The organism is Pseudomonas sp. Bc-h (genome assembly GCF_002080045.1).
GTDB lineage: Bacteria > Pseudomonadota > Gammaproteobacteria > Pseudomonadales > Pseudomonadaceae > Aquipseudomonas.
In genome coordinates this window covers 254,212-279,515 of sequence record NZ_MUIN01000010.1, presented here as the reverse complement: position 1 = coordinate 279,515, position 25,304 = coordinate 254,212, and the positions used below count along the sequence as shown (strand labels likewise).

At 60.3% G+C, this 25,304-nt stretch carries 23 protein-coding genes; 16 read left to right on the top strand and 7 right to left on the bottom strand.

Translation table 11 applies throughout. From position 1 onward, the window contains the following. From BWR59_RS20260 to BWR59_RS20245, 4 genes are all read right to left on the bottom strand, one after another. Positions 1–303 (bottom strand): pyridoxal-phosphate dependent enzyme (locus BWR59_RS20260; RefSeq protein WP_168184514.1); only part of this gene is annotated, 303 nt, incomplete at its 3' end. Positions 304–1,127: 824 nt separating this feature from the next. After that, positions 1,128–2,168 (bottom strand): AraC family transcriptional regulator, encoded by a 1,041-nt coding sequence (locus BWR59_RS20255; RefSeq protein WP_081567421.1) that lies wholly within the window; start codon positions 2,166–2,168, stop codon positions 1,128–1,130. A 3-nt stretch (positions 2,169–2,171) separates the two neighbouring features. After that, positions 2,172–3,323, bottom strand: a complete 1,152-nt coding sequence (locus tag BWR59_RS20250; protein WP_081567420.1) for a carbon-nitrogen hydrolase family protein — start codon at positions 3,321–3,323, stop codon at positions 2,172–2,174. A gap of 149 nt (positions 3,324–3,472) precedes the next feature. Then, positions 3,473–4,126: a peroxiredoxin gene (locus BWR59_RS20245; RefSeq protein WP_081567419.1), complete on the bottom strand. Its 654-nt coding sequence runs from the start codon at positions 4,124–4,126 to the stop codon at positions 3,473–3,475. Positions 4,127–4,451: 325 nt separating this feature from the next. On the opposite strand from BWR59_RS20245, the gene BWR59_RS20240 reads away from it, so the two are divergent. The 5 genes from BWR59_RS20240 to BWR59_RS20220 all read left to right on the top strand — a co-directional run bounded on the left by BWR59_RS20240 (position 4,452) and on the right by BWR59_RS20220 (position 11,683). Next, the gene (locus BWR59_RS20240) at positions 4,452–6,491 is read left to right on the top strand and encodes an NADPH-dependent 2,4-dienoyl-CoA reductase (RefSeq protein ID WP_081567418.1); all 2,040 of its coding nucleotides are present in this window, start codon (positions 4,452–4,454) and stop codon (positions 6,489–6,491) included. A 195-nt stretch (positions 6,492–6,686) separates the two neighbouring features. Further along, positions 6,687–7,580 carry a pyridoxal-phosphate dependent enzyme gene (locus BWR59_RS20235; protein WP_081567417.1) on the top strand — a complete coding sequence of 298 codons (894 nt, stop codon included), beginning with the start codon at positions 6,687–6,689 and terminating at the stop codon, positions 7,578–7,580. 134 nt (positions 7,581–7,714) lie between these two features. Beyond that, positions 7,715–9,055, top strand: coding sequence for an MFS transporter (locus BWR59_RS20230; RefSeq protein ID WP_081567416.1), 1,341 nt, complete (start codon positions 7,715–7,717; stop codon positions 9,053–9,055). Positions 9,056–9,194: 139 nt separating this feature from the next. Further along, positions 9,195–10,400 carry an MFS transporter gene (locus BWR59_RS20225; RefSeq protein ID WP_081567415.1) on the top strand — a complete coding sequence of 402 codons (1,206 nt, stop codon included), beginning with the start codon at positions 9,195–9,197 and terminating at the stop codon, positions 10,398–10,400. After that, positions 10,400–11,683, top strand: a complete 1,284-nt coding sequence (locus BWR59_RS20220; RefSeq protein WP_081567414.1) for an arsenic transporter — start codon at positions 10,400–10,402, stop codon at positions 11,681–11,683. Before BWR59_RS20225 ends, BWR59_RS20220 begins: the two co-directional genes overlap by 1 nt. 21 nt (positions 11,684–11,704) lie before the next feature. Here BWR59_RS20220 and BWR59_RS20215 read toward each other — a convergent pair whose 3' ends face one another. Next, the gene (locus tag BWR59_RS20215) at positions 11,705–12,691 is read right to left on the bottom strand and encodes a DUF1853 family protein (protein ID WP_081567413.1); all 987 of its coding nucleotides are present in this window, start codon (positions 12,689–12,691) and stop codon (positions 11,705–11,707) included. A gap of 294 nt (positions 12,692–12,985) precedes the next feature. Between BWR59_RS20215 and BWR59_RS20210 the strand changes: the two genes are divergently transcribed. From BWR59_RS20210 to BWR59_RS20180, 7 genes are all read left to right on the top strand, one after another. Further along, a complete protein-coding gene (locus tag BWR59_RS20210) occupies positions 12,986–13,876 on the top strand; it encodes an NAD(+) kinase (protein ID WP_081567412.1) in 891 nt (296 codons plus the stop codon). Next, positions 13,876–14,847, top strand: a complete 972-nt coding sequence (locus BWR59_RS20205) for a metallophosphoesterase (RefSeq protein WP_081567411.1) — start codon at positions 13,876–13,878, stop codon at positions 14,845–14,847. The genes BWR59_RS20210 and BWR59_RS20205 overlap by 1 nt, the downstream gene beginning before the upstream one ends. Beyond that, positions 14,844–15,716 (top strand): rhomboid family intramembrane serine protease, encoded by an 873-nt coding sequence (locus BWR59_RS20200; RefSeq protein ID WP_081567410.1) that lies wholly within the window; start codon positions 14,844–14,846, stop codon positions 15,714–15,716. Before BWR59_RS20205 ends, BWR59_RS20200 begins: the two co-directional genes overlap by 4 nt. Before the next feature lie 29 nt (positions 15,717–15,745). Continuing rightward, on the top strand, positions 15,746–16,006 hold the full coding sequence (locus BWR59_RS20195) for a DUF1315 family protein (protein ID WP_062380693.1): 261 nt from the start codon (positions 15,746–15,748) through the stop codon (positions 16,004–16,006). Beyond that, the gene (locus BWR59_RS20190) at positions 16,003–16,833 is read left to right on the top strand and encodes a DUF2797 domain-containing protein (RefSeq protein WP_081567409.1); all 831 of its coding nucleotides are present in this window, start codon (positions 16,003–16,005) and stop codon (positions 16,831–16,833) included. Before BWR59_RS20195 ends, BWR59_RS20190 begins: the two co-directional genes overlap by 4 nt. 46 nt (positions 16,834–16,879) lie before the next feature. Then, a complete protein-coding gene (gene pepN / locus BWR59_RS20185) occupies positions 16,880–19,543 on the top strand; it encodes an aminopeptidase N (protein WP_081567408.1) in 2,664 nt (887 codons plus the stop codon). 338 nt (positions 19,544–19,881) lie between these two features. After that, complete coding sequence (locus tag BWR59_RS20180; protein ID WP_168184512.1) at positions 19,882–20,841, top strand: omptin family outer membrane protease; 960 nt, start codon at positions 19,882–19,884, stop codon at positions 20,839–20,841. A gap of 63 nt (positions 20,842–20,904) precedes the next feature. Here the strand turns inward: BWR59_RS20180 and queD are convergent, their stop codons facing one another. Continuing rightward, positions 20,905–21,261 carry a 6-carboxytetrahydropterin synthase QueD gene (gene queD / locus BWR59_RS20175; RefSeq protein WP_074755358.1) on the bottom strand — a complete coding sequence of 119 codons (357 nt, stop codon included), beginning with the start codon at positions 21,259–21,261 and terminating at the stop codon, positions 20,905–20,907. 105 nt (positions 21,262–21,366) lie between these two features. Beyond that, the gene (locus tag BWR59_RS20170; RefSeq protein WP_081567406.1) at positions 21,367–22,449 is read right to left on the bottom strand and encodes a hypothetical protein; all 1,083 of its coding nucleotides are present in this window, start codon (positions 22,447–22,449) and stop codon (positions 21,367–21,369) included. A 166-nt stretch (positions 22,450–22,615) separates the two neighbouring features. Here BWR59_RS20170 and BWR59_RS20165 point away from each other — a divergent pair, with 166 nt between their 5' ends. From BWR59_RS20165 to BWR59_RS20150, 4 genes are all read left to right on the top strand, one after another. Further along, positions 22,616–22,924: a PepSY domain-containing protein gene (locus BWR59_RS20165; protein WP_081567405.1), complete on the top strand. Its 309-nt coding sequence runs from the start codon at positions 22,616–22,618 to the stop codon at positions 22,922–22,924. Between the two features lie 62 nt (positions 22,925–22,986). Further along, a complete protein-coding gene (locus BWR59_RS20160; protein WP_081567429.1) occupies positions 22,987–23,253 on the top strand; it encodes a PepSY domain-containing protein in 267 nt (88 codons plus the stop codon). Next, positions 23,253–23,921, top strand: coding sequence for a response regulator transcription factor (locus BWR59_RS20155; protein WP_081567404.1), 669 nt, complete (start codon positions 23,253–23,255; stop codon positions 23,919–23,921). Before BWR59_RS20160 ends, BWR59_RS20155 begins: the two co-directional genes overlap by 1 nt. After that, a complete protein-coding gene (locus BWR59_RS20150; RefSeq protein ID WP_081567403.1) occupies positions 23,918–25,252 on the top strand; it encodes an ATP-binding protein in 1,335 nt (444 codons plus the stop codon). The genes BWR59_RS20155 and BWR59_RS20150 overlap by 4 nt, the downstream gene beginning before the upstream one ends. The last annotated feature ends 52 nt before the right edge of the window (positions 25,253–25,304 follow it).

Genomic DNA, 25,304 nt, shown 5'->3' with positions numbered 1-25,304 from the left:
GGTCTTGGGCATGACGATGGTCGCCTTGATCCCCAGTTTTTTCGCCGCCAGCGCCAGGCCTTGGGCGTGATTGCCCGCTGAGGCCGTGACCACGCCCCGCGACAGTTCTTCCGCGCTCAGCTGCGCCAGCTTGTTGTACGCGCCGCGAATCTTGAAGGAGAACACCGGTTGCAGGTCTTCGCGCTTGAGCAGGACTTGGTTGCCGAGCCGCTCGGACAGTTGGCGGGCGCCTTGCAGCGGGGTTTCCACGGCAACGTCGTAAACGCGGGAGGTGAGGATTTTCTTGACGTAGTGATTCAGCAGGTCGCCAGTGACCGGCGCGTGAGCGAGCATCTGATTCATCGTGTCGGCCTCGTCGAAAGGGCCGCGATGCCCAGGCGTGGCGAACGAACGATGAGCGAGTGCTGGAGAGAGAAGAGCGGGCGGATGATGAGCATGTCTGACTCCTGGTTCGAGATTGGGGCCCGGGAGACAGAAAGAAAAAACCCGCCTCTAGGGCGGGTTGGGTGCAAACGTCGGCTAACCCGCCATGACTGGAATGGCGGTAATAATTATCTGGCCGAAGAAGTGCTGGGTTACGTTCATGGCCTGAAGACTATTGCGCGCGGGCCGCTGGCGTCAAGAGGTGTGTTGCAGCAATCCCGATTCAACACCGTCCTGTAGCAGTCCTGCCTGCCGGCGGCGGTGTCCTCGAAATCGCTGCCGCCGGCAAGCCGTGCTGCTACAGGAATGGTTCTGTGTGTCGTGCTGCGGATGGGCTGCCCAAGATTTTTCTTGACCGCTTGCGCGATATTTTTTCTTGAGCTAAATATTCTGACAGCTGGCTACGGATCCCTCCCCAGAGCCTCCACAGGGATGTGCCGGTAAATTTTTCGGAATTCACCTCGTCAACTGTTCAAGAACACTTCATGGTTTGTTCATGAGGGCACTTTAGGGTGAAGGCCGTGGTCAGTGAATCAGTCGCTGAAACGACACAAAAAGACTACCGAGACGAAAGAAACCAGCCACGAGGGCATGAGTAATGGACGACTATCAAGAAGAACTACTGGAATATCAGGCGTACGAGCTCGATCCACTGGAACCTGCCGACGACGCCACCGAGCTCTAAGAAAAAGCTGTTTTGCAATTCAGACCGAATGACGTTGGCTGCGGCGGAACTCCCCGGGAGTCTGACCGTTCCAGCGTTTGAAGGCGCGTTGAAAGGCTTCGGCCGACGCGAATCCCAACAGGTAGGCGATCTCCCCGAAGGCCAGTTCCGTATCGCGGATATAGGTCATCGCCAGATCCCGACGAGTGTCATTGAGAACCGCGCGAAAGCGCGTGCCTTCCTCCGCAAGCTTGCGGCGCAGGGTCCAAGTCGGCAGCTTCAGTCGTGCTGCCACTTCCGCAAGATCCGGCTCCCGCCCACCATTGAGCAACGGCCCCAGCAACTGAGTGATGCGTTCACGCAGGCTGCGGGTGCGCGTGAGTTGTTCCAGTTCCCGCTCGCACACTTGCAGCAGATGGCGCCAGGTGCTCGGCACATGATCGGGGTTGCGCAGACCCAGCGTGTGCTGGCTCAGCCGCAATTGATTGATCCCAGCCGCAAAACTTGCGGGATACTCGCTCAGCATGGCGTATTCGGATGCGTATGCAGGTGCATCGAACTCGATTTCGACCCGTTCGGCTGTGACCCTCGTGCCTGCCAGCGTCGATAACTGATGCAGCCAGCCCGCCAGAATCGAATCCACCACAAAACGGTTGTAGTCGTTGTACGGGCTGATCGAGTAAAAGCGCAGCCAGGCGCCTGTCTGGTCTTCCTGAAAGCTCGATTGCCCGCGATAGTTGGAGCCATACAGCGCCTCGAATCGGATCAGTGTTCGCGCCGCTTCGCGCACCGTAGGTGCCTGCGCAGCAGTGACCCCAGCAAGCCCGGCCTGACTCAAGCGACTCGACAGCCCCATGCGCAGGCCCAGATCCGGCGCGCCAGTCAGTTGGATCGCCGCATGGCCCAGCCGCATGTAGCGCGGAATCGACAGGCGTGCCCCAGCCTCGGCCAGGCGTGCGGCGTCCAGTCCGTATTGATCCAGGAGCGGTTGCGGCTCGTACCCAAGGTTGCGAACGGCCTCGGCCAGGCTATGAACGAAGCCTACCGACAGGTCACCCAGGCGTACCCGCGGCGCGCTCACCGGTTACAACCACAGGTTGATCAGGCGCGCCCCATGGCCGGGTTTTGCACCCTTGGGGGTGGCGCTGACGGATTGTTCGGCGATGCTCTGACCGCCACGGCTGGCAAAACTGTGACCGGCACTGCCCTGATCCCAGAACTGCCCGCGCATGAACACGCTGATTCCGGCCTTGGTGCTGCTGATCGGGGCCAGGGTCAGACGGCGCCACGCTTCACCTTCGCTCAAGTGTTGCGAACCCAGCTGCAAGTGGGCGGCCAACGCCTGGTGTTTATCGTCTCGCCACGGTTGTGACCAACTGCCGGTGCCCGCGACGAAAGCGGGGACGGCAATCAAATCGGCGCCGCTCTCGTTCAGCCGGGTGTAGTTGTCCGGGTACCAACTGTCACTGCCGATCAACGTGGCGAGCCGTCCGGCTGGGGTCTCGACGACATTCAGCGCGGCCTTTTTGCCGGCGCGAATATAGCCGCGTTGATACCAGTTGGGAAACAGCTGGCGCTGAGGTTGCCCCATCGGCAAACCATCTGGACCGAATACCACGCTGCTGTTGTACAGCGCGCCGGTGCCGATCAGCAGTTCGCCGTCCTGCACCTTCGGGTTGGGCAATACGATCGAGCCGGCGACCAGCGTCACGCCGAACTCCTTTGCCAGCCCGCCAAAAACGTTCTGATAATCCTGGGCCATGCTGCGTGACTTCATACGCAGGTGCACATCGTCCAGCCAGCTCTCACCGCGTGCGTGGAACAACGCATCGACAAACAGCAGCGGGTTGCTGAACGAGAGCCAGTTCATGGCCTCTTCAATGGTCGTCGCCTGATAGAACTGCGACTTCTCGTTCACGGCCAGCAGCCAGGTGCCGACATGCTCGGGCAGGACGACGATGGTCTTGTCGTTAATCAGACCGCTTTCGCGAGCCTGTTCCAGATACGCCGCCAGCTTGCGGTGCAGACGTTTGACGCTCGAATAATCCGAAGGAAACAGCTCGGGCTGAATGCCCAGCAGATTGCCACGTTCGCTTGGTTGGCCGTCGTTGACCACCAGTTGAATGCGCAAGTCGGTGAGGTAGTGACCGACATGACGCTTGTTCGTCCACAGCGCGTAACTGACGAGAAGGATCGCCAAAACCACAGTGGTGAGGGTGCCAAGAACTTTGCGCATGGGAGACGGATGACTGCCCTGATGAAAAGGTGAAGCGGAATCAAGAGGCGGGCAGGATACGACAAAACAACGGGTCAACGATAATCGGCACAGTGGGCGGGGACGACGCCTGCGGCCGAGCCGGCAGCGCAGGCGTTGCTCATCGGGCGTTACTTCGGCGCTTTGGTGGTGCGCAGATAAGGCAGTTTGACGTCGATGCTGCCGTACTTCTCACGCGCCTGATCATCGTTGAGGCTCAGGGCGACGATCACGTCCTGGCCTTCGGTCCAGTTGGCGGGGGTGGCGAGCGGGACGTTGTAGGTCAATTGCAGGGCATCGAGGGCGCGCAGTACTTCAGCGAAATTGCGGCCAACCGACATTGGGTAGGTCATGGACAGCTTGAGCTTCTTGTCCGGGCCGATGATGAACACCGAACGCACGGTGGCGGTGTCGTTCGCGGTGCGGCCATCCGGCAGATACGCTTCAGCCGGCAGCATGTCGAACGCCTTGGAAACGTCCAGTTTTTCATCGGCAATGATCGGGAACCCGGCCTTGGCGCCTGCAAACGTTTCGATGTCGCCTTTCCACTTCTGGTGGGCTTCGACGCCATCGACCGACACGCCGATCACCTTGGTACCGCGCTTTTCCCATTCAGCCGCGAGTTGCGCGACGGCGCCGAATTCGGTGGTGCACACCGGGGTGAAATCCTTCGGGTGAGAAAACAGAATCGCCCAGCCTTGCCCGATCCAGTCATGGAATGAGATAGCGCCCTGATCGGTTTCTGCCTTGAAATCTGGGACGAGGTCGTTGATGCGCAATGCCATGAGAATGTCCTCTTGTTGGATAAGTGATAGGCCTGCGACAGACTAGCTGGAATCAGGGATGTCAGTCATATACCCAATGTGAATAGATCAATGCCTGCCAACTTTGGCACATGAACCGAGGGCGTTCATGCACCCCCAGACTTTGTGTCGCGTCGGACGTGTGTGAGCACCCGGATCATTAATCTGTCACTTTCGGTCATTGAGCGTGACCGAATGGCTGTTTAATGTCTGCGTCATGCACAGGGCTATAGTTCAAGTCCCTGAATAATTCGACGAGCGCCAGAGAGTGCTCGCGCCTTCGTGATGATGTCTGATGGAGTTTCGTATGGCCGCCGCTCACTACCCGCATTTGCTGGCCCCGCTGGATCTGGGATTCACAACGCTGCGCAACCGCACGCTGATGGGCTCGATGCACACGGGCCTCGAAGAGAAGCCGGGTGGCTTCGAACGGATGGCGGCGTACTTTGCTGAGCGCGCCCATGGCGGCGTCGGCCTGATGGTCACCGGGGGTATCGCGCCTAACGTTGAAGGCGGTGTTTATTCCGGCGCGGCCAAACTGACCACCGCCGAAGAAGCCGACAATCATCGCATCGTCACCAAGGCGGTTCATGAAGCGGGCGGCAAGATCTGCATGCAGATTCTTCACGCCGGGCGTTACGCCTACAGCCCCAAGCAGGTGGCACCGAGCGCGATTCAGGCGCCGATCAACCCGTTCAAGCCCAAGGAGCTGGACGAGGAGGGCATCGAGAAGCAGATTCAGGATTTCGTCACGTGCGCGACCCTGGCCCAGACCGCCGAATACGACGGCGTTGAAGTCATGGGTTCGGAAGGGTATTTCATTAACCAGTTCCTCGTCGCCCACACCAATCACCGCACCGATCGTTGGGGCGGCAGCTACGAGAATCGCATGCGTCTGCCGGTGGAAATCGTGCGCCGTGTGCGTGAGGCGGTAGGCGCAAATTTCATCATCATTTATCGCTTGTCGATGCTCGACCTGATCGAGGGCGGCAGCACCTGGGAAGAAGTGGTGCAACTGGCCAAGGCCATCGAGCAGGCCGGCGCGACGCTGATCAACACCGGGATTGGTTGGCACGAGGCGCGCATCCCGACCATCGCCACCAAGGTTCCTCGTGCAGCGTTCGCCAAGGTCACGGCGAAGATGCGCGGCTCGGTGTCGATCCCGCTGATCACCACCAACCGTATCAACACCCCGGAAGTGGCCGAGCAGGTTCTGGCCGAAGGCGATGCGGACATGGTGTCCATGGCGCGTCCGTTCCTGGCCGACGCCGATTTCGTCAACAAGGCCGCAGCCGGTCGTGGCGATGAAATCAACACCTGCATCGGCTGCAACCAGGCCTGCCTGGATCACACCTTCGGCGGCAAGCTCACCAGTTGCCTGGTCAACCCGCGCGCCTGCCATGAAACCGAACTCAATTACCTGCCGGTCAAGCAGATCAAGAAAATCGCCGTGATCGGTGCCGGGCCTGCGGGGTTGGCAGCGGCCACGGTCGCTGCAGAGCGCGGGCATGAGGTCACGCTGTTCGATTCGGCGAGCGAAATTGGTGGGCAGTTCAACATCGCCAAGCGCATTCCGGGCAAGGAAGAGTTCTTCGAGACGCTGCGTTATTTCGGTCGCAAATTGCAGACCACCGGCGTCGATGTGCGTTTGAACACCCGTGTCTCGGTCGACGATCTGCTAGGCAAGGGTTATGACGAAGTGATTCTGGCGACCGGCATCGCGCCACGGACGCCAGCGATCCCGGGCGTCGACAATGCCAAGGTACTGAGCTATCTGGACGTGATCCTTGCGCGCAAACCGGTTGGCAAGTCGGTGGCTGTGATTGGCGCGGGCGGCATCGGTTTTGACGTCTCCGAATTCCTCGTGCATCAGGGCGTTTCTACCAGCCTGGACCGCGATGCGTTCTGGGAAGAGTGGGGCATCGATGGTGCGTTGTCGGCCCGCGGCGGTGTCGCGGGGATCAAGCCGCATCCACATGCACCGGCGCGTCAGGTGTTCCTGCTGCAGCGCAAGACCTCCAAGGTCGGTGACGGCCTGGGCAAGACCACCGGCTGGATTCACCGCACGGGGCTGAAAAACAAACAGGTGCAGATGCTCAACAGCGTTGAGTACCTGAAGATTGACGACGCTGGTTTGCATATTCGTATCGGCGCCGAAGGCGAAGAGAAACTGCTGCCCGTGGACAACGTGGTGATCTGCGCAGGCCAGGATCCGCTGCGAGAGCTGTACGACGGGTTGCAGGCGGCAGGGCAGAGCGTGCATCTGATCGGCGGCGCCGACGTTGCGGCCGAACTCGATGCCAAGCGCGCAATCAATCAGGGTTCGCGGTTGGCGGCGCAGTTGTAAGCGGTGTAATGGCCTGGCCGGGATAGGGCAGGCAATGAAATCCAATGTGGGAGGGAGCTTGCTCGCGAAGGTGCCGGATCAGTCACCCTGCAAGCGTCTGGAAGGATGCTTTCGCGAGCAAGCTCTCTCCCACAGATTCCACGTCGACCAGCCGGGCAGGGTAAACTTCCTCTTCTTTGTTTCTCGTACGACGCCATGCTGCTTCAAGCCCCACTGCAACCCCTCAATCTCGACTGGCTCCGTCAGTCCCGCATCGACGTCGCCATCCTGCGTCTGGACCTGATCGACCCGCTCATCAGCGGCAACAAATGGTTCAAGCTCAATCACCATCTAAGGGCTGCCGAACAGGCCGGGGCTCAAGGCGTGATCAGTCTTGGCGGTGCGCATTCCAATCACCTGCATGCCCTTGCCGCAGCGGGCAAGCGATTTGGTTTTTCAACCGTCGGGTTGTTGCGCGGGCATCCTGTCGAAACCCCTACGGTGCTGGATCTGCAAGCTTTCGGGATGGAACTGCACTGGCTGGGTTACGCCGGCTATCGCGCTCGGCATGAGCCAGACTTCTGGTTGTCCTGGCGTGAGTGTTATCCACAGCTGTACCCGATTCCCGAGGGTGGAGGTGGGCGGGATGGGGCGTTGGGTTGTGCAGAAATCGTGACGCAGGCGCGCAGTCAGCTCGGCAACCTCGGATGGGACGATTACGACGGTTGGTGGCTGGCGTGCGGCACCGGGACCACGTTGGCGGGCCTGGTACTGGCGGAGTCGGGAGGGCGCACCGTGCATGGCGCGATGGCCGTGCCGGGGGATCACGGGGTTGCGGAGAACGTTCAGGCCATTCTTGGCCCTGAGCAGTCCCGGCGCTACAGGTTGATCGAAGCCAGTCGCGCAGGGTTCGCCAAAACCGATCCTCAGTTGCTCGAATTCATCGCCGATTGTGAACGTCAGAGTGGTGTCCCGTTTGAGCCGCTCTACACCGGCAAGGCGTTGCTGGCGCTGCGGCAGGCCGTCGAAGCGAGGCATGTCGCGGAAGGTTCGCGATTGATCTTCGTGCACACCGGTGGGCTGCAGGGCAAGCGCGCCATGACGTCATGATGCCCCCCTTGGCACGAATCCTGCGCAACAGACACCTCGACAGGTCGGTCCTGAGTATGTCGACGACACTTCTGGAGTAAGGCGGCTCAGGCGCTGTACCGATAATCGGATCTTTCATACGCGCCGAGGTTTGCATGACCACTCCAGCCATTGAGCAGGTCGATCCTGCCACTTTGAGAAAAGTCATCGTTGCGGCCGGTATCGGCAATTTTGTCGAATGGTTCGACTTCGCGGTCTACGGCTTTCTCGCCACCACTATTGCCCAGCAATTCTTCCCTAGTGGCGATGCCAGTGCGGCGTTGTTGAAAACCTTCGCGGTGTTCGCGGTGGCCTTCGCGTTTCGTCCTCTGGGCGGGCTGTTCTTCGGCATGCTTGGCGACAAGATCGGCCGCAAGCGCACCCTGGCGTTCACCATTTTGTTGATGGCCGGGGCCACTACCATCATCGGTCTGTTGCCGACCTATGCGGCCATTGGCGTGACGGCGCCGATCCTGCTGACCATCATCCGATGCGCCCAAGGCTTTTCGGCCGGGGGCGAATACGCTGGCGCCTGCGCCTATTTGATGGAGCATGCGCCGCGGGGTAAGCGGGCCTGGTACGGCAGTTTCGTACCGGTGTCGACATTCGCCGCGTTCGCAGCTGCCGCGATCTTCGCCTATGCGCTGGAGGCTTCGTTGTCCACCGAGGCCATGAGCAGCTGGGGGTGGCGCCTGCCGTTTCTGGTCGCCGCGCCCTTGGGGCTGGTCGGTTTGTACCTGCGCTGGAAAATGGATGAAACCCCGGCGTTTCAGGCGGTCGCCGAGGAACATGCAGTGGCCCATTCGCCGCTCAAGGAAACCCTGCGTAACCACGGTGCGGCGATCTGCGCACTGGGCGCGTTCATTTCGCTGACCGCGCTGTCGTTCTACATGTTCACCACTTACTTCGCGACCTACTTGCAGGTGGCGGGCGGCTTGAGCCGTGCGACAGCGTTGCTGGTGTCGTTGCTCGCCCTGCTGTTCGCGGCGGTAATGTGCCCGGTGGCGGGGGCGTTTTCCGACAAGGTTGGGCGTCGGGCGACAGTTGTCACCGCCTGTGTCCTGCTGGCGGTAATGGTGTATCCGTCGTTCCTGATGGCAAGTTCCGGCTCGTTCGCAGGTTCGATGGTCGGTGTGTTGTTGCTCGCGACGGGCGCAGTCCTGTGCAATGTGGTCACTGCGGCCTTGTTGTCGGAAACCTTTCCTACGCGCACGCGTTACACCGCTTCAGCGATCACCTACAACATGGCCTACACCATTTTTGGCGGAACTGCGCCGTTGATGGCAACTTGGCTGATTGGCCTCACCGGCAGCAATCTGGCCCCGGCGTTTTACCTGATCGTGATTGCAGCGCTGGGGCTGATCGGCGGACTGGCGTTGCCGGAGACGTCCAAGGTGTCGCTGCATGACGTGGATGGGTCGCTGGGCCGACGCCCGGCGCTGCAACCAGCTGCTTGATACAACGTGGCGGGGTGCCATTGCAACAAAACATGGCACCACCGCCCCAAAAAATGGCACATTGGCGGCCCCTTGTGCCGCTGACATCTTTTGTAAACATCTAGCGGGCGGCACATCAATCGTTCGATGGATGAACCCGATGGCCGTCTCCAGCCCCTCGACCGCGACTACCGCGATCCCTCAATCCAGCCCGCTGGTCATGCGCATCATTGGTGCAGTGGCGCTGGCGCATCTGCTCAATGACCTGATCCAGTCAATCCTGCCGTCGATCTATCCGATGCTTAAAGCCACGTATGGCTTGAGCTTCACCCAGGTCGGTCTGATCACGCTGACCTTTCAGGTGACGGCATCGCTGCTGCAACCCTGGGTGGGTTACTACACCGACCGGCATCCGAATCCGCTGGTGCTGCCGGTGGGATCGCTGTGCATTCTGGCGGGGGTATTGATGCTTGCCACGGTAGGCAGTTTCCCGCTGATTCTGCTGGCGGCGGGCCTGATCGGTGTAGGTTCGTCGACCTTTCACCCTGAAGCCTCGCGCATTGCCCGTCTGGCCTCCGGCGGGCGTTTCGGGCTGGCACAGTCGAGCTTTCAGGTCGGCGGCAATAGCGGCTCGGCGATCGGGCCTTTGCTGGCGGCAGCGATCATCATCCCGTTCGGGCAGGGACATATCGCCTATTTCGGTCTCATCGCACTGTTCTCGGTCGGCCTGCTCTACGCCATCAGCCGCTGGTACAAGACCCACCTGACACTGTTCAAACTCAAGGCTGGTCAGGCGGCGACCCACGGCCTGTCGAAAGGGCGAGTGACCAGCGCGCTGGTGGTGCTGGCTCTGCTGGTGTTCTCCAAATATTTCTACATGGCCAGTTTCACCAGCTACTTCACCTTCTTCCTGATCGACAAGTTCCAGCTGACGGTCGCCAGTTCGCAGTTGCACCTGTTCATGTTCCTGGCCGCAGTGGCAGCGGGGACCTTCTTCGGTGGTCCGATTGGCGACAGGATCGGTCGTAAGGCGGTGATCTGGTTCTCGATCCTCGGCGTTGCGCCGTTCACCATCGCATTGCCATACGCCGACCTGTTCTGGACCAGCGTGCTCAGCGTGATCATCGGTTTCATTCTGGCATCGGCGTTTTCGGCCATCGTGGTCTACGCCCAGGAACTGGTGCCAGGCAACGTCGGCATGATCGCAGGCATCTTCTTCGGCCTGATGTTCGGCTTCGGCGGCATCGGCGCGGCATTGTTGGGGCACCTCGCGGATCTTCACGGCATTGTGTATGTCTACACGCTGTGCTCATTCCTGCCGTTGCTTGGCATCCTCGCCATCCTGCTCCCGAGAACCAAACGCTGATGCTGACTGCCGCTCTGATCTTTCTGGTCACCATCACGCTGGTCATCTGGCAACCGAAAGGTCTGGGCGTTGGCTGGAGCGCAACCTTCGGCGCCGTGCTGGCGTTGCTGTTCGGCGTGGTGCATCTGACCGACATCCCGCAGGTGTGGCACATCATCTGGAACGCCACCGGCACTTTCATCGCGCTGATCATCATCAGCCTGTTGCTGGATGAAGCCGGCTTCTTCAATTGGGCCGCGCTGCATGTGGCGCGCTGGGGCAAGGGCCGGGGGCGCTGGCTGTTCGCGTTCATCGTGCTGCTCGGGGCGCTGGTCTCGGCGCTGTTCGCCAACGATGGTGCGGCGTTGATCCTCACGCCTATCGTGATGTCGATGCTGCTGGCGCTGCGCTTCTCCCCGGCAACCACACTGGCGTTCGTCATGGCCGCAGGCTTCATCGCCGACACCGCGAGCCTGCCGCTGGTGGTGTCGAATCTGGTCAACATTGTGTCGGCCGACTACTTCGGCATCGGTTTCAACCGCTACGCCTCGGTGATGGTGCCGGTCAATCTGGTCAGCGTGGCAGCGACGCTCGCGGTGTTGATGCTGTTCTTCCGCCGCGACATCCCCAAGACCTTCGACGCCACGCAACTGGCCGAGCCAGCGTCGGCCATTCATGACCGCGCCACGTTCATCGCCGGCTGGTGGGTGTTGGTGATCTTGCTCGTGGGCTGTTTTGCGCTGGAGCCGCTGGGGATTCCCATCAGTGCGATCTCCGCGGTATGCGCGGCGATCCTGCTGGGTATCGCCGCCAAAGGCCACCGGATATCGACGCGCAAGGTGATGAAAGAGGCGCCGTGGCAGATCGTGATTTTCTCGCTGGGGATGTACCTGGTGGTTTACGGCCTGCGCAACGAGGGCCTGACAACGTATCTGGCGGGATGGCTCGACCGTTTTGCCGAGCACGGCCTGTGGGGTGCGGCGATGGGGACGGGCGTGCTCACCGCGTTGCTGTCTTCGGTGATGAACAACCTGCCGACCGTGCTGATCGGGTTGCTGTCCATCGACGCCAGTCAGGCACACGGCCCGCTTCAAGAGGCGATGATTTACGCCAACGTCATCGGCAGCGATCTGGGGCCGAAAATCACCCCTATCGGCAGCCTGGCGACGTTGCTCTGGCTGCATGTGCTGGCGCGCAAGGGCGTGAGTATCGGCTGGGGTTATTACTTCCGGGTGGGCATCGTGCTGACCCTGCCGGTGCTATTGATCACGCTGGCGGCGCTGGTGCTGCGGCTGAGTGTGTAACCCCGCCGGCAAGCCGGGCTGCTACAAAGACAAGGGTGTGCCGGAGGGCTTGGGATCTGTCATCACGTCGGTGTCGGGCGAGACCGGCCACGCATCCGAGACCAGAAACAGCCGCTGCGCTTCTTCCCAATGCCCTTCGGGTGTTTCGCTGAGGCGAACCAGTAGCTGTGCCTGGGCCATTGGGTCGAGCTCGCTCAGCCAGTCCTCGAACTGCTCGACACTCCAGGCCTCGTCACAGCGTGCCGGGGCGAGCCAGGCGTGACGCGGCAGTGATTGCCAGCGCGCCTGCGGATGCTGCGCGGCGAACGCGGGCCAATCCTTTTGATGCAGCCACTGCCCGCGCAGATGTCCATGATGAGCGCCCTGCGGCGGGGTTGATGCGCCAGGCCAGGGATAGAACAGGTAACCGCCCAGCCATAGCTCGGCACTCAACGTTTCGATGCCGAGTGCGGCCAATGCCTGACGGCTTTCCTCCCGCGCGGAAATAGGCAATTGGTGCTGGCTGAGATGAGCGAGTTTCAAGCCGAGCCGATCATGGCTGCCAGGCCCCAGCCAGTTTGCAGGGTCCTGACCATCTGCGTCCTGAGGCCCGAGATAGAGCTTCATCGCCAGTTCGACGTGATGAATTCCGTCGCTGTCTCGCAGCAGCATATCGAGTTCGCCCAATGTGCGGCCTTCAGCGCGGATCGGCAGGTTGGCGGCGATCATCTCCACTCCCGGCGCGTGCTGAATCGCAAATTGCCACAGACGTTCGTAATACAGGCCCAAACGGCGTATCGAGCTTCTCGACAGCCAGTCGGCGAGGGCGCTGCTGTCTTGATCCAGGCCGCGCAGGAAACCCTCGAACGCTTCGGGATGCTGCACCCAGTCGCTGCCGCTCAACGGATGACGCTGCGGCCAGTCGGTAACCGCCAGCATCGGCGGCGACAAGACAACCCACGCCAGATCGCGCACCTGTGGCGTGCGCAGGTCGTGGAGCAGAGCGGATAAGGTGGGAAATGGAGTCATCAAGGGAGAATAGCGAGAGATCGAAGCGCCGGCACTGATACGCGCGTTCTCTCAGGGATATGTACGTAACCCTGAGGGAGGGAGCTTGTTCGCGAGGACGTCGTATCAGTCGGCATCGAGGTGACTGGAGTCCCGCATTCGTGAGCAAGCTCCCTCCCACAGGGTCAGGGGCAAGTCGCTAATTCATGCTCAACCGCCATGAGATATCAGTGCAGTATCACTTGCCGGTTTGCCGCTACCCACCCCTTCGCCCATAATCGCGTTCTTTACATGCATGAACCCTGCGGGAGCCCCATGGAGCAATTTCGTAATATCGGCATCATTGGTCGCCTTGGCAGTTCCCAAGTGCTGGAGACCGTCCGCCGACTCAAGAAATTCCTGGTGTCGCGGCACCTGCATGTGATCCTCGAAGACGCTATCGCCGAGGTGCTTCCGGGCCACGGCATGCAGACCTCCTCGCGCAAGATGCTCGGCGAAGTCTGCGACATGGTCATCGTCGTCGGCGGTGATGGCAGCCTGCTCGGTGCAGCCCGTGCGCTGGCCAAGCACAATGTGCCGGTGCTCGGTATCAACCGTGGCAGCCTGGGCTTTCTGACCGACATTCGCCCGGACGAGCTGGAAGTAAAGGTTGCCGAGGTGCTGGACGGCCACTATCTGGTGGAAAACCGCTTCCTGCTGCAGGCCGAAGTCCGCCGTCACGGCGAAGCCATCGGCCAGGGCGATGCACTCAATGACGTGGTGCTGCACCCCGGCAAATCCACGCGCATGATCGAATTCGAAATCTACATCGATGGCCAGTTCGTCTGCAGCCAGAAGGCCGATGGCCTGATTGTCGCCACACCTACAGGTTCCACGGCCTACGCGCTGTCGGCGGGCGGCCCGATCATGCACCCGAAACTGGACGCCATCGTCATCGTGCCGATGTACCCGCATACGCTGTCTGGTCGGCCAATTGTCGTCGACGGCAACAGTGAGCTGAAAATCGTTGTCTCAAAGGACATGACGATTTATCCACAGGTCTCCTGCGATGGACAGAACCACTTCACCTGCGCCCCGGGTGACACCGTGACCGTGAAGAAGAAACCGCAGAAACTGCGTCTGATTCACCCGCTCGATCACAACTATTACGAAGTCTGCCGGACCAAACTCGGTTGGGGCAGTCGGCTTGGCGGCGGGAGCGACTGATGCTCGATCCCGCGCGTAGCTACGATCTGATCGGTGACGTGCATGGATGTGCCCAGACCCTTGAGCACTTACTCGACACCCTTGGTTATCGCTTTCAGGCGGGCGTCTGGCGCCACCCTGAACGCATCGCCCTGTTCTTGGGCGACATCATCGACCGCGGCCCGCGCATTCGCGAGGCGCTGCACATCGTTCACGACATGGTCGTGGCCGGTCAGGCGTTCTGCATCATGGGCAACCATGAATTCAACGCCCTGGGCTGGAGCACCCCTGCGCCGCCGGACAGTGGCAAGCAGTTCGTGCGCGAACATACGCCTCGTCATGCCCGATTGCTCGGCGAAACGCTGGCGCAGTTCGAACAGCATCCCGGCGACTGGAAAGACTTCCTCAACTGGTTTTACGAGCTGCCGTTGTTCATCGACGCCGAACGTTTCCGGCTGGTTCACGCCTGTTGGGATGCCAGCCTGATCGAGCCGCTGCGCAGCGCTCACGGCGATGGCCGCATCGACCAGCATTTCGTCCAGGCCTCGGCCGTACCGGGCAGTTTCGCCAGCGCGGTGTTCGACCGTCTGTTGCGCGGCACCGACATGCGCTTGCCCCACGGCATGACCCTGACCGGTGGCGACGGCCTTACACGGGAATCCTTTCGCACCAAATTCTGGGAAGACGACCCACAGACCTACGGCGATGTGGTGTTCCAGCCGGACGCGCTGCCGGAGCCGGTGGCCAAGCGGCCGCTGTCCGACAGTGAAAAAGGCGCCTTGCTGCGCTATGGCGTCGATGAGCCGTTGTTGTTCGTCGGCCATTACTGGCGCAGCGGGATTCCAGCGGCGATTCGTCCGAACCTGGCCTGCCTGGATTACAGCGCGGTGCTCTACGGCAAGCTGGTGGCCTATCGACTGGATCAGGAAACGCAGATCGATCCGGGCAAGTTCGTCTGGGTCGATGTCACCCGGCCGGAGGTCGCCAAATGAATCCGGTTGCCGTATTACGTTTGCCGCTGAACACCGATCTGAGCGGCTTCGTCGAGTTGCTGCGCCGCCTCAACGTGCCCCATCGGGTCAGCGAAGAGGCAGGCGAGCAAGTGCTTTGGGTGCCGAATGCGCCGCAACTGGCCGACGACATTCGTCAGTTGTATCAGCAATACCCGCAGGGCGATCCCACCGCTCAGTTGCCGCCCGGCCGTGAAGTCGTGGCGCTGACCCGGCCGAGTCCGTTGGTGCAGGTGCGCAGCAGTCCGGTGACCAGCATCATTTTGCTGCTATGTCTGATCGTCTCGGGCGTGACTCTGCTTGGCGATAACTACGATGCCTTGAGCTGGCTGACCTTCAATGATTTTCGCGTCAGTGGCGATTACGTCATGTTCACCCCCGTCGAGGTCTCGCTGGCGGCGGGGCAGTGGTGGCGTGTCGTCTCGCCGATGTTCATCCACTTCGGCGTGCTGCACCTGGTGATGAACGCCCTGTGGTTCTGGGAGCTTGGCCGGCGCATCGAAATGCGTCAGGGCAGCTGGCAGCTGCTGGGTCTGACCCTAGCCTTCGCTGCGTTCTCCAATTACGGCCAGTATTTCTGGAGCGGCCCGAGCCTGTTCGGTGGGCTGTCCGGTGTGCTGTATGCCTTGCTCGGTCACTGCTGGATCTTTCAAATGCTGGCGCCCAACCCCATCTATCGCCTGCCGCGTGGCGTGCTGGTGATGATGCTGGTCTGGCTGGCGGTGTGCATGTCCGGCGTGATCGGCCTGCTGGGCTTCGGCGAAATCGCCAACGGGGCGCATGTCGGCGGACTGATCATCGGTTGTGCAACAGGTCTTGTGGGCGGTGCATTAGCTCGCCGTAAACATTAAAATTGCCCGCTTAATTCTGGGAGAGCCCCATGTCCTCATTTGTTGAAATGATCGAAAACATCACCCCGGACATCTACGAGAGCCTGAAACTGGCCGTGGAAATCGGCAAGTGGTCCGACGGCCGCAAGCTGACTCAGGAACAACGCGAGCTGTCGCTGCAGGCGCTGATCGCCTGGGAAGTGCGCAACGTGCCAGAAGAACAACGCATCGGTTACATGGGCCCGCAGGAGTGCGCGTCCAAGTCGGCACCGGTGCCAAACATTCTGTTCAAGTCGGATGCCATCCATTGATCGAGATTGGTCGCGGCTCCGTCAACAAGATGTCCGCGCGGCTCGATGCCACGCGGGTTGAATATGCTTTTCGTTTGGGTGACGCGGAAATTCCGGTCAACCCGCTGATCGGCAAGACCGTACGCCTTGAGTACCTGGGCGCCATCCATTGCAGCCACTGCGGCCGCCGGACCAAGACCAGCTTCAGCCAGGGCTATTGCTACCCTTGCATGCAGAAGCTGGCCCAGTGCGACGTGTGCATCATGAGCCCGGAAAAATGCCACCACGAACACGGCACTTGCCGTGATCCGTCGTGGGGCGAGCAGTTCTGCATGACCGACCACATCGTCTATCTGGCGAACTCGTCGGGCGTGAAAGTCGGCATCACCCGCGCCACTCAGTTGCCTACCCGCTGGCTGGATCAGGGTGCGAGCCAGGCGCTGCCCATCGTGCGCGTCGCTACGCGTCAGCAGTCGGGCTTCGTCGAAGATCTGTTCCGCAGCCAGGTCGCCGACCGCACCAACTGGCGCGCACTGCTAAAGGGCGATGCGCCAGCGGTTGACCTGGCGGCCATTCGTCAGCAATTGTTCGAGTCCTGCGCCGAAGGTCTGGCCGGACTGCAAGAGCGCTTCGGTCTGCAAGCGATCCAGCTGCTGAGCGACGTTGCACCCATCGAGATTCAGTACCCGGTCGAGGCGTATCCGACCAAGATCGTCAGCTTCAATCTGGACAAGGACCCGATCGCCGAAGGCACCTTGTTGGGTATCAAGGGTCAGTATCTGATCTTCGATACCGGCGTGATCAACATCCGCAAATACACGGCCTATCAGCTCGCCGTGCACCAGTAGCCGTGTATTGGCAGCTATGTATTAGCAAACGAATAAGGACAGAATCATGCGCACCGAACAGCCGAAAATGATTTACCTGAAGGATTATCAGGCGCCTGAGTACCTCATTGACGAGACGCACCTGACATTCGAATTGTTCGACGACCACTCGCTGGTCCACGCGCAACTGGTCATGCGCCGCAACCCGGCCCGTGGTGCCGGCTTGCCGCCGCTGGTGCTCGACGGGCAATTGCTTGAGCTGTTGTCGGTCAAGCTGGCCGATGTCGACCTGACCGCCAGTGATTACGAGCTGACCCCGGACAGCCTCACCGTCCAGCCAAAATCCGAAACCTTCACCCTGGACACCAGCGTGAAGATCCACCCGGAAACCAACACCGCGCTGGAAGGCCTGTACAAGTCCAGCGGCATGTTCTGCACCCAGTGCGAGGCCGAGGGCTTTCGCAAGATCACCTATTACCTCGACCGCCCGGACGTGATGAGCACGTTCACCACCACGGTGATCGCCAGCAAGCAGGACTTCCCGATCCTGCTGTCCAACGGCAATCCGATTGAAGCGGGTCCTTCTGAAAACGGTCGCCACTGGATCACCTGGGAAGACCCGTTCAAGAAGCCTGCCTACCTGTTCGCGCTGGTGGCCGGTGACCTCTGGTGCATCGAAGACACCTTCGTCACCATGACCGAGCGCAAGGTGACGCTGCGCATTTACGTCGAGCAGGAAAACATCGACAAATGCCAGCACGCCATGGACAGCCTGAAGAAATCCATGCGCTGGGACGAAGAGGTCTATGGCCGTGAATACGATCTGGACATCTTCATGATCGTGGCCGTGAACGACTTCAACATGGGCGCCATGGAGAACAAGGGCCTCAACATCTTCAACTCCAGCGCCGTGCTGGCCCGCGCCGAAACCGCGACCGACGCCGCGCACCAGCGTGTCGAAGCCATCGTTGCCCACGAGTACTTCCACAACTGGTCGGGCAACCGCGTGACCTGCCGCGACTGGTTCCAGCTGTCGCTCAAGGAAGGCTTCACGGTTTTCCGCGACTCCGGCTTCTCGGCCGACATGAACTCGGCGACCGTCAAGCGCATCCAGGATGTCGCCTACCTGCGTACCCATCAGTTCGCTGAAGATGCAGGCCCCATGGCCCATGCCGTGCGCCCGGACAGCTTCATCGAGATCTCCAACTTCTACACCCTGACCGTGTACGAAAAGGGCTCGGAAGTGGTCGGCATGATCCACACCTTGCTGGGCGCCGACGGTTTCCGCAAAGGCAGTGACTTGTATTTCGAACGCCATGACGGCCAGGCCGTGACCTGCGACGACTTCGTCAAGGCCATGGAAGATGCCAACGGTGTTGATCTGACTCAGTTCAAGCGCTGGTACTCCCAAGCCGGTACGCCACGTCTGGCAGTCAGCGAGTCCTACGACGCTGGGGCTAAAACCTACACCCTGACTTTCCGTCAGAGCGCGCCGACCACGCCGGGGCAGCCGGGCGAAGAGAAAAAGCCTTTCGTGATTCCGGTTTCGCTGGGCCTGCTGGACAAGCAAGGCAAGGAAATTCCTCTGCGCCTGCAAGGCGAATCCGCAGCATCCGGCGCCTCTCGCGTGATTTCGGTCACCGAAGCCGAGCACAGCTTCACCTTCGTCGATGTCGCCGAACAGCCGCTGCCATCGCTGCTGCGTGGCTTCTCCGCGCCAGTGAAACTGAGCTTCCCGTACAACCGCGATCAGCTGATGTTCCTGATGCAGCACGATACCGACGGCTTCAACCGTTGGGACGCCGGCCAGCAACTGTCGGTTCAGGTATTGCAGGAGCTGATCGCTCAGCATCAGAAGGGCGAGAAGCTGGTCATGGATCAGCGTCTGATTACCGCGCTGGGCACTGTGCTGGCGGATGAAAGCCTGGACCAGGCGATGGTCGCGGAAATGCTGTCGCTGCCGGGCGAGGCGTACCTCACCGAAATTAGCGAAGTGGCAGACGTCGACGCCATCCACGCGGCCCGTGAGTTTGCCCGTCAGCAACTGGCCAACAGCCTGAGCGATGCGCTGTGGAAGCGTTATCAGACCAACCGCGAGCTGTCGAAACAGACCGCTTACGTGGCGGAGTCTGAGCACTTCGCCCGTCGCGCGCTGCAGAACATTGCGCTGTCTTACCTGATGCTGACCCAGAAGCCGGACGTGCTGGCCGCTGCCATCGAGCAGTTCGATGCGGCCGACAACATGACCGAGCGCCTGACCGCGCTTGCGGTGTTGGTCAACTCGCCTTTCGAGGACGAGAAAGCCAAGGCGCTCGAGGTGTTCGCCGAGAACTTCAAGGACAACGCGCTGGTCATGGATCAATGGTTCAGCGTACAGGCTGGCAGCACCTTGCCTGGCGGTCTTGAGCGTGTGAAGGCGCTGATGCAGCATCCAGCATTCACCATGAAGAACCCGAACAAGGTTCGCGCGCTGATCGGTGCATTCGCCGGGCAGAACCTGATCAACTTCCATGCGGCCGATGGTTCAGGCTATCGCTTCCTGGCCGATCTGGTCATTGAACTGAACGGCTTCAACCCGCAGATCGCCTCGCGCCAACTGGCGCCGCTGACCCGCTGGCGCAAATACGACGACAAGCGTCAGGCGCTGATGAAAGGCGAACTGGAGCGCATCCGCGCCTCCGGCCAGCTGTCGCCGGATGTGTTTGAGGTGGTGAGCAAAAGCTTGGCATAAATCAGCCAGGCGGTTGAATGAAGGGCTGTCCGTGAGAGCGGATGGCCCTTTTTTTGTCCCTTCAGGGTTAGCCATTGCTACAAGGTTGCGGCGTGTCTGGATGCTGATTTGACCTGGCAATCGGACAAACAGATTTCTGCTGCCTGTTCCCTATATCGATTGTCAATCGTGGCGTCACTGCTCTTTGTAGGACGTGTCCACAGTCGATCTTCTGGTTTTCACGCGTATCAATGGGAGTGGTCTGGCAGAAACATCCTTCATCAAGCTTCATCCTTTCGCCGCTTGCCGAGGTATTCAAATGCCCGGCGCATCCTCGAATGAACGATGTGGAGTGGTCGATGAAGGGACGGAAAACGCTGGTGATGCTTGGGCTCTTTGCTTTCGGGCAGGAAGCGGTCGCGCGTGCACAGACGACAGATGAACAGCGGTTCCAGCTGGGAAGTGTGGGGGTGAGCCTGGGTGTCGGGTTGTTGAACGGCCAGTCGCAGGAAAAAGTCTACGACGTCGACGAAGGTGGCAGGAAGATCAGCCAATTGAACTGGGACATCAAGCAGGTGCCCACGCTGCACCTGGGTCTGAGCTACCAGCCACTGGACTGGCTGTCGCTGGACGCAAGCGGTTGGACGCAGGTCGCGAAGGGCGACGGGCACATGAAAGACTACGACTGGTTTGACGACGATGCAGACTGGACGCACCGATCCGATCATCCGGATACGCGAATCAAGCAGGCGTGGCAGGCGGATTTTGCAGCGACGGCATGGGCCCTGAAGCGCGATGAGCTGGCGCTGGGCGTCGTGCTGGGTTACCAGCGCAGCCAGTTCGAATGGGAGGCCCGGGGCGGTAGCTACCTTTACTCTTCAGACGACGGCTATCGGGACATCTCCGGGACCATCCCTGATGGTTTGAAAGGCATCACCTACCGCCAAACCTACGAAACACCCTATGTTGGACTGGTGGGCATCTACAACTATCGCAACTGGACGCTGGAAAGCCGCTTCAAGTACAGCCAATGGGTCAAGGCCAGAGACTACGACCAGCACCATCTACGTGACCTGACATTTACCGGCAATAACGGCAATCGAGGACGGATGCAAAGTCTGGCGCTGGGGCTGTCGTACCGTTTCCATCCGCAGTTCTCGGTCAAGGCGGGGGTCGATTATCAAATGTATGGCGAGTCCAGCGGCAGCACGCGGGTCAAGGATCTGGAGAGTGGCGAGCGCACCCACTACAGCGGCAAATCCGGTGGGCAATCGAGCAGAACGGTGTTGTCCAGCCTGGCGCTGAATTACCGTTTCTGATCGCATTTCTCCGGGCCAAAAAAAAACCACCGCGAAGGTGGTTTTTTGCAGATCCCATACCCATCAATCACCGCGATAAACACAACCGCTGGTGCAGGTCTCGTGGATGCGAATGGCCGACAGTTCAGGCAGCAGCGGTTTGAGCTCATTCCAGATCCACTTGACCAAGACTTCGCTGGTCGGGTTTTCCAGGCCAGGGATGTCGTTCAGGTAATTGTGGTCCAGACGCTCGTAAAGCGGCTTGAAGATGGTCTTGATCTCGGAGAAATCGCGAATCCAGCCGGTATGCGGATCCGGCTCGCCTTGCAGATAGATCGCCACCCGGAAAGAGTGGCCATGCAGACGGCCGCACTTGTGGCCTTCCGGAACGTGAGGAAGACGATGAGCGGATTCGAACGTAAATTCCTTGAAGATTTCCACGGTATTGAGAGCCTTGAAAGGTGGCGATCGCCTGGGCGAAAAAATGCAGGCAGCGAGTTTACCAGCAATGGTTTGCCCAAGCACAGCCAGAACCTGACTCGATGGTTAAGCCAAAGGTATCAGTCGCTCGGCCAGGCGGCCCGTATCTACCAGCTCGATGAACTCATCGCCAAGCCGCCGGCTGTTTTCCATCGCCTTGCGCCAGTAGGTTTGACGCTCTTTGTCTTTGCCCACGAAACGCTTGAAATCGCTGCGGTCCGGCAGCTTGCCGAACGGCAGCGTCGACAGGTATTCCCGCGACGGCGCGAGCAGCAAAACGTCCTGCAGCCGGCCAGGCTCGCCGCGCCGCCAGGGCAGAGTCTTGTCGAACCAGCCGGGGATGATTTTGTCGGTGAAATGCGGGTAAAGCACGATATCGCTGCCGCTGTAGGGCAGGTCCAGGTGGTAATCCAGCAAGCCGCCGTCGCGGAAGGTACCCGGCCCGACGCCTGGAATGTCCATCACGCCCTGCATCACCATCGGGATCGAACCGGACGCCAGCAAGGCCTGGCGCAGATTGGAGGTGTCGAGGTGCAGGCAGCGGGACGGAAAGTCCGTGAGAGCCGAAAGAGGCGGGGCCAGCCGGGCGTCGTGCATGATCAGCCGTTCGAAATGCCGCGACAGCCGGGCACGCCCGATCAGGTTGTTGGCAATCACCGATCCAAGGCCCAGACCCAAGCCGCCACGATGATCCAGCGCAAGCAGGCCATGGCTTTTGACGATCAAGATATTCAGTCGGTAATGCGGGTTGTTCAACACGCTCGCATCGCGGCCCTGAAGCAGGTCGTCAAGCATCTTCACGCAACTGCGGCTGACTTCGGCCATGGTCACGCCCTTGGCGAAGCTCTGCTCGTTGTACAGCTTGCCGAGCAGTTCAAGGCCCTCTACCGGATTGGGCAGGCAGGCACTGGCGAAGCGCCAGGAGCCGATGGACGCACCGATCAACGAGCGTTCACGTTCGGCGCGGGGCAGCCATTCGCCGAACAGCGCCAAGTCCAACCCCTGAATGCCCAATGCCTTGGGACCACCCGCCGCGCCGGGGATGATGCCAACGTCAGCCGGCGCCAGGCCTCGCTCGCGAATCCGCGTCATGGCTCGGACGCCAGCCTTGATCGTCAGGACCGGGGAGTTGATGTGAATGGCACTCATGGCGACTCCTGAGGTGAACAGCGGCGAATTATATCCGCTGTAGAGCGTTCAGGAGGTGTGCGAAATTTCCTACATGGTGGCATCTAGCCAGAAAAATTCAGCTTCAATTAAGTTCGGCTGTTTATTGTGAGCTCCGTAAACATGATCACTACAACGGAGACTTACCATGAACACTTTCACTGCTTTTTTCGCCGCTTCTGCCCTGGCAGTCACCGCAGGTTACGTACAGGCCAAAGATCTGGGCCCGGACGAGGCACTCAAACTGCGCGATGCGGGTACTATTCAGTCTTTCGAAAAATTGAACGCGGCGGCGCTGGCCAAACACCCGAATGCGACCATCACCGACACCGAGCTGGAACAGGAATATGGCAAATACGTTTATCAAGTCGAACTGCGCGATGCCAAGGGCGTCGAGTGGGACGTCGAGCTCGACGCAGTCAGCGGCCAGGTACTCAAAGACCACCAGGACACCTGATGACCGCCAGTAAACGTCCCCATCAATGTTTCGTTTACTGTTTACTTGCGACTTGCGCCGTCATGGCATGCACTGTGTGTACGGCGCGGGACTTGAATCAGGACGAGGTCCTTGAATTGCGGCAGCAGGGCGTGATCCTGCCGCTGGAACAATTCATAGGACTGGCATTGGGACGTTATCCCGGCTCAAAGCTCCTGGAAGCGGAGCTCGAGGAAAAACACGACGTGCTGGTCTACGAAATCGAACTGTTGACTGCCGACCAAGTGGTCCGTGAGTTGAAGTTCGATGCCCGCGACAGCCGTCTGTTGCAAGACAAGGAAGATGATTGATGCGTCTGTTACTGGTTGAAGACAACGTGCCCTTGGCGGATGAGCTGATCAGCACGCTGGGCCGTCAGGGGTATGCCGTCGACTGGCTGGCCGATGGGCGCGACGCGATCCACCAGGGCGCCAGCGAACCCTACGATCTGATTGTGCTGGACCTCGGTCTGCCGGGTGTCCCGGGCCTTGAAGTGCTCAATAAATGGCGCGCAGACGGGCTGTCGGCACCTGTGCTGATTCTCACTGCCCGTGGCTCATGGGCCGAGCGCATCGAAGGCCTGAAAGCCGGCGCCGACGATTACCTGACCAAACCCTTTCACCCAGAAGAATTGCAACTGCGCATTCAGGCGCTGTTGCGTCGTGCCCGAGGGCTGGCCAATCAGCCGAAGCTTGAGGCGGCGGGGCTGCATCTGGATGAAGGGCGCCAATGCGTCAGTCGTGACGGCGAAGACATTCAGCTGACGGCGGCCGAGTTTCGTCTGTTGCGCTACTTCATGCTGCATCCCGAACAAATCCTCTCCAAAAGCCATCTGGCGGAACATCTCTACGACGGCGAAAACGAACGCGATTCCAATGTGATCGAGGTTCACGTCAATCACCTGCGCCGCAAACTGGGTCGCGCTGTGGTCGAAACCCGGCGAGGGCAGGGCTACCGATTCGGCGGGACTGGCGGGTGAGGTCGATTCAACGTCGTTTGAGCCTAGGGCTGATCAGCGTCCTGCTGATTATCGGGCTGGTGCTGGCGCAGATCAGTCTCTGGCTGTTCGAGGTGGGCCTGCAGCGTTACCTCGAATCCGGGCTGCGCAATGACAGCGAACTGCTGCTGGTGGCCATCGTCCGCGGGCCCAATGGTCTGCAACTGGATGAGCAACGATTGTCTCCCGGTTATCAACGTCCCTATTCCGGTCATTACTTTCGTATCGACTTCGATGGCGGCCACTGGCGCTCCCGCTCGTTGTGGGATCTGGAGTTGCCTCAGCCGGAGAGCGCCGGTCTGCACGCAGACCTGGAACTGGCAAAGAGCAAGCAGTCGCTGTTGCTGCTGCACAACGAATACCGCAAGTTCGGCCAGAAGATTTCCATCACCGTCGCCCAGGACTACACCCCGGTGCAGGCCAGTTTCGTGCTGGTTCAGCGCATTGGCCTGGCGTTAGGGCTGGCGGGGCTGATTCTGATTCTGATCCTGCAGCGCGTCACAGTGCGCCGAGCGTTGCGCCCGCTGGACCGTGCCCGGGAGCAGATCTTCCAGTTGCAACAAGGTCAGCGTTCTCAGCTGGATGGCGAAGTGCCGCTGGAACTTGAACCACTGGTGGCGCAGATCAACCATCTGCTGGCCCATACCGAAGACAGCCTAAAGCGCTCGCGCAATGCGTTGGGCAATCTGGGGCATGCCCTGAAAACGCCGCTGGCCGTGCTGATGAGTCTGGCCGAAGGGCAGAAGCTGGAGCAGCATCCACAAGTGCGGGCGCTGTTACGTGGCCAACTGCATCAGATCCAGCAGCGGCTTGAGCGTGAACTCAACCGCGCGCGGCTTTCAGGTGATGCCTTGCCCGGCGCACGTTTCGATTGCGACAGCGAACTGCCTGGGCTGTTTTCCACCTTGCGCATGATTCACGGCGAGCATCTGGAGCTGAACAATCGCGTCCCCCCAGGGCGGGTGCTGCCTTGGGATCGGGAGGACATCCTCGAACTGCTCGGCAACCTGCTGGACAACGCCTGTAAATGGGCCGACAGCAGCGTCAGTCTGGGCATCAGCCTGGAGTCGACCGGTTATTGCCTGCTGGTCGATGACGACGGTCCGGGGATTCCCGACGACCAGCGCGAAGAGGTGCTTGGCCGTGGCAATCGTCTGGATGAGCAAGTGAACGGGCACGGCCTTGGGCTTGGCATCGTCAAGGATATCGTCGAGTCTTGGGGCGGGAGAATTCGGTTGCTGGACAGCGCCATGGGCGGGCTGCAGGTGCGGATCGATCTACCCGAACGAACAGGGCATTCAAGCGCAGACTGATTGCATCGTGATCTCAACTTTTGCTGTGCAGTGCCGTTAACCCTTTGGGAGC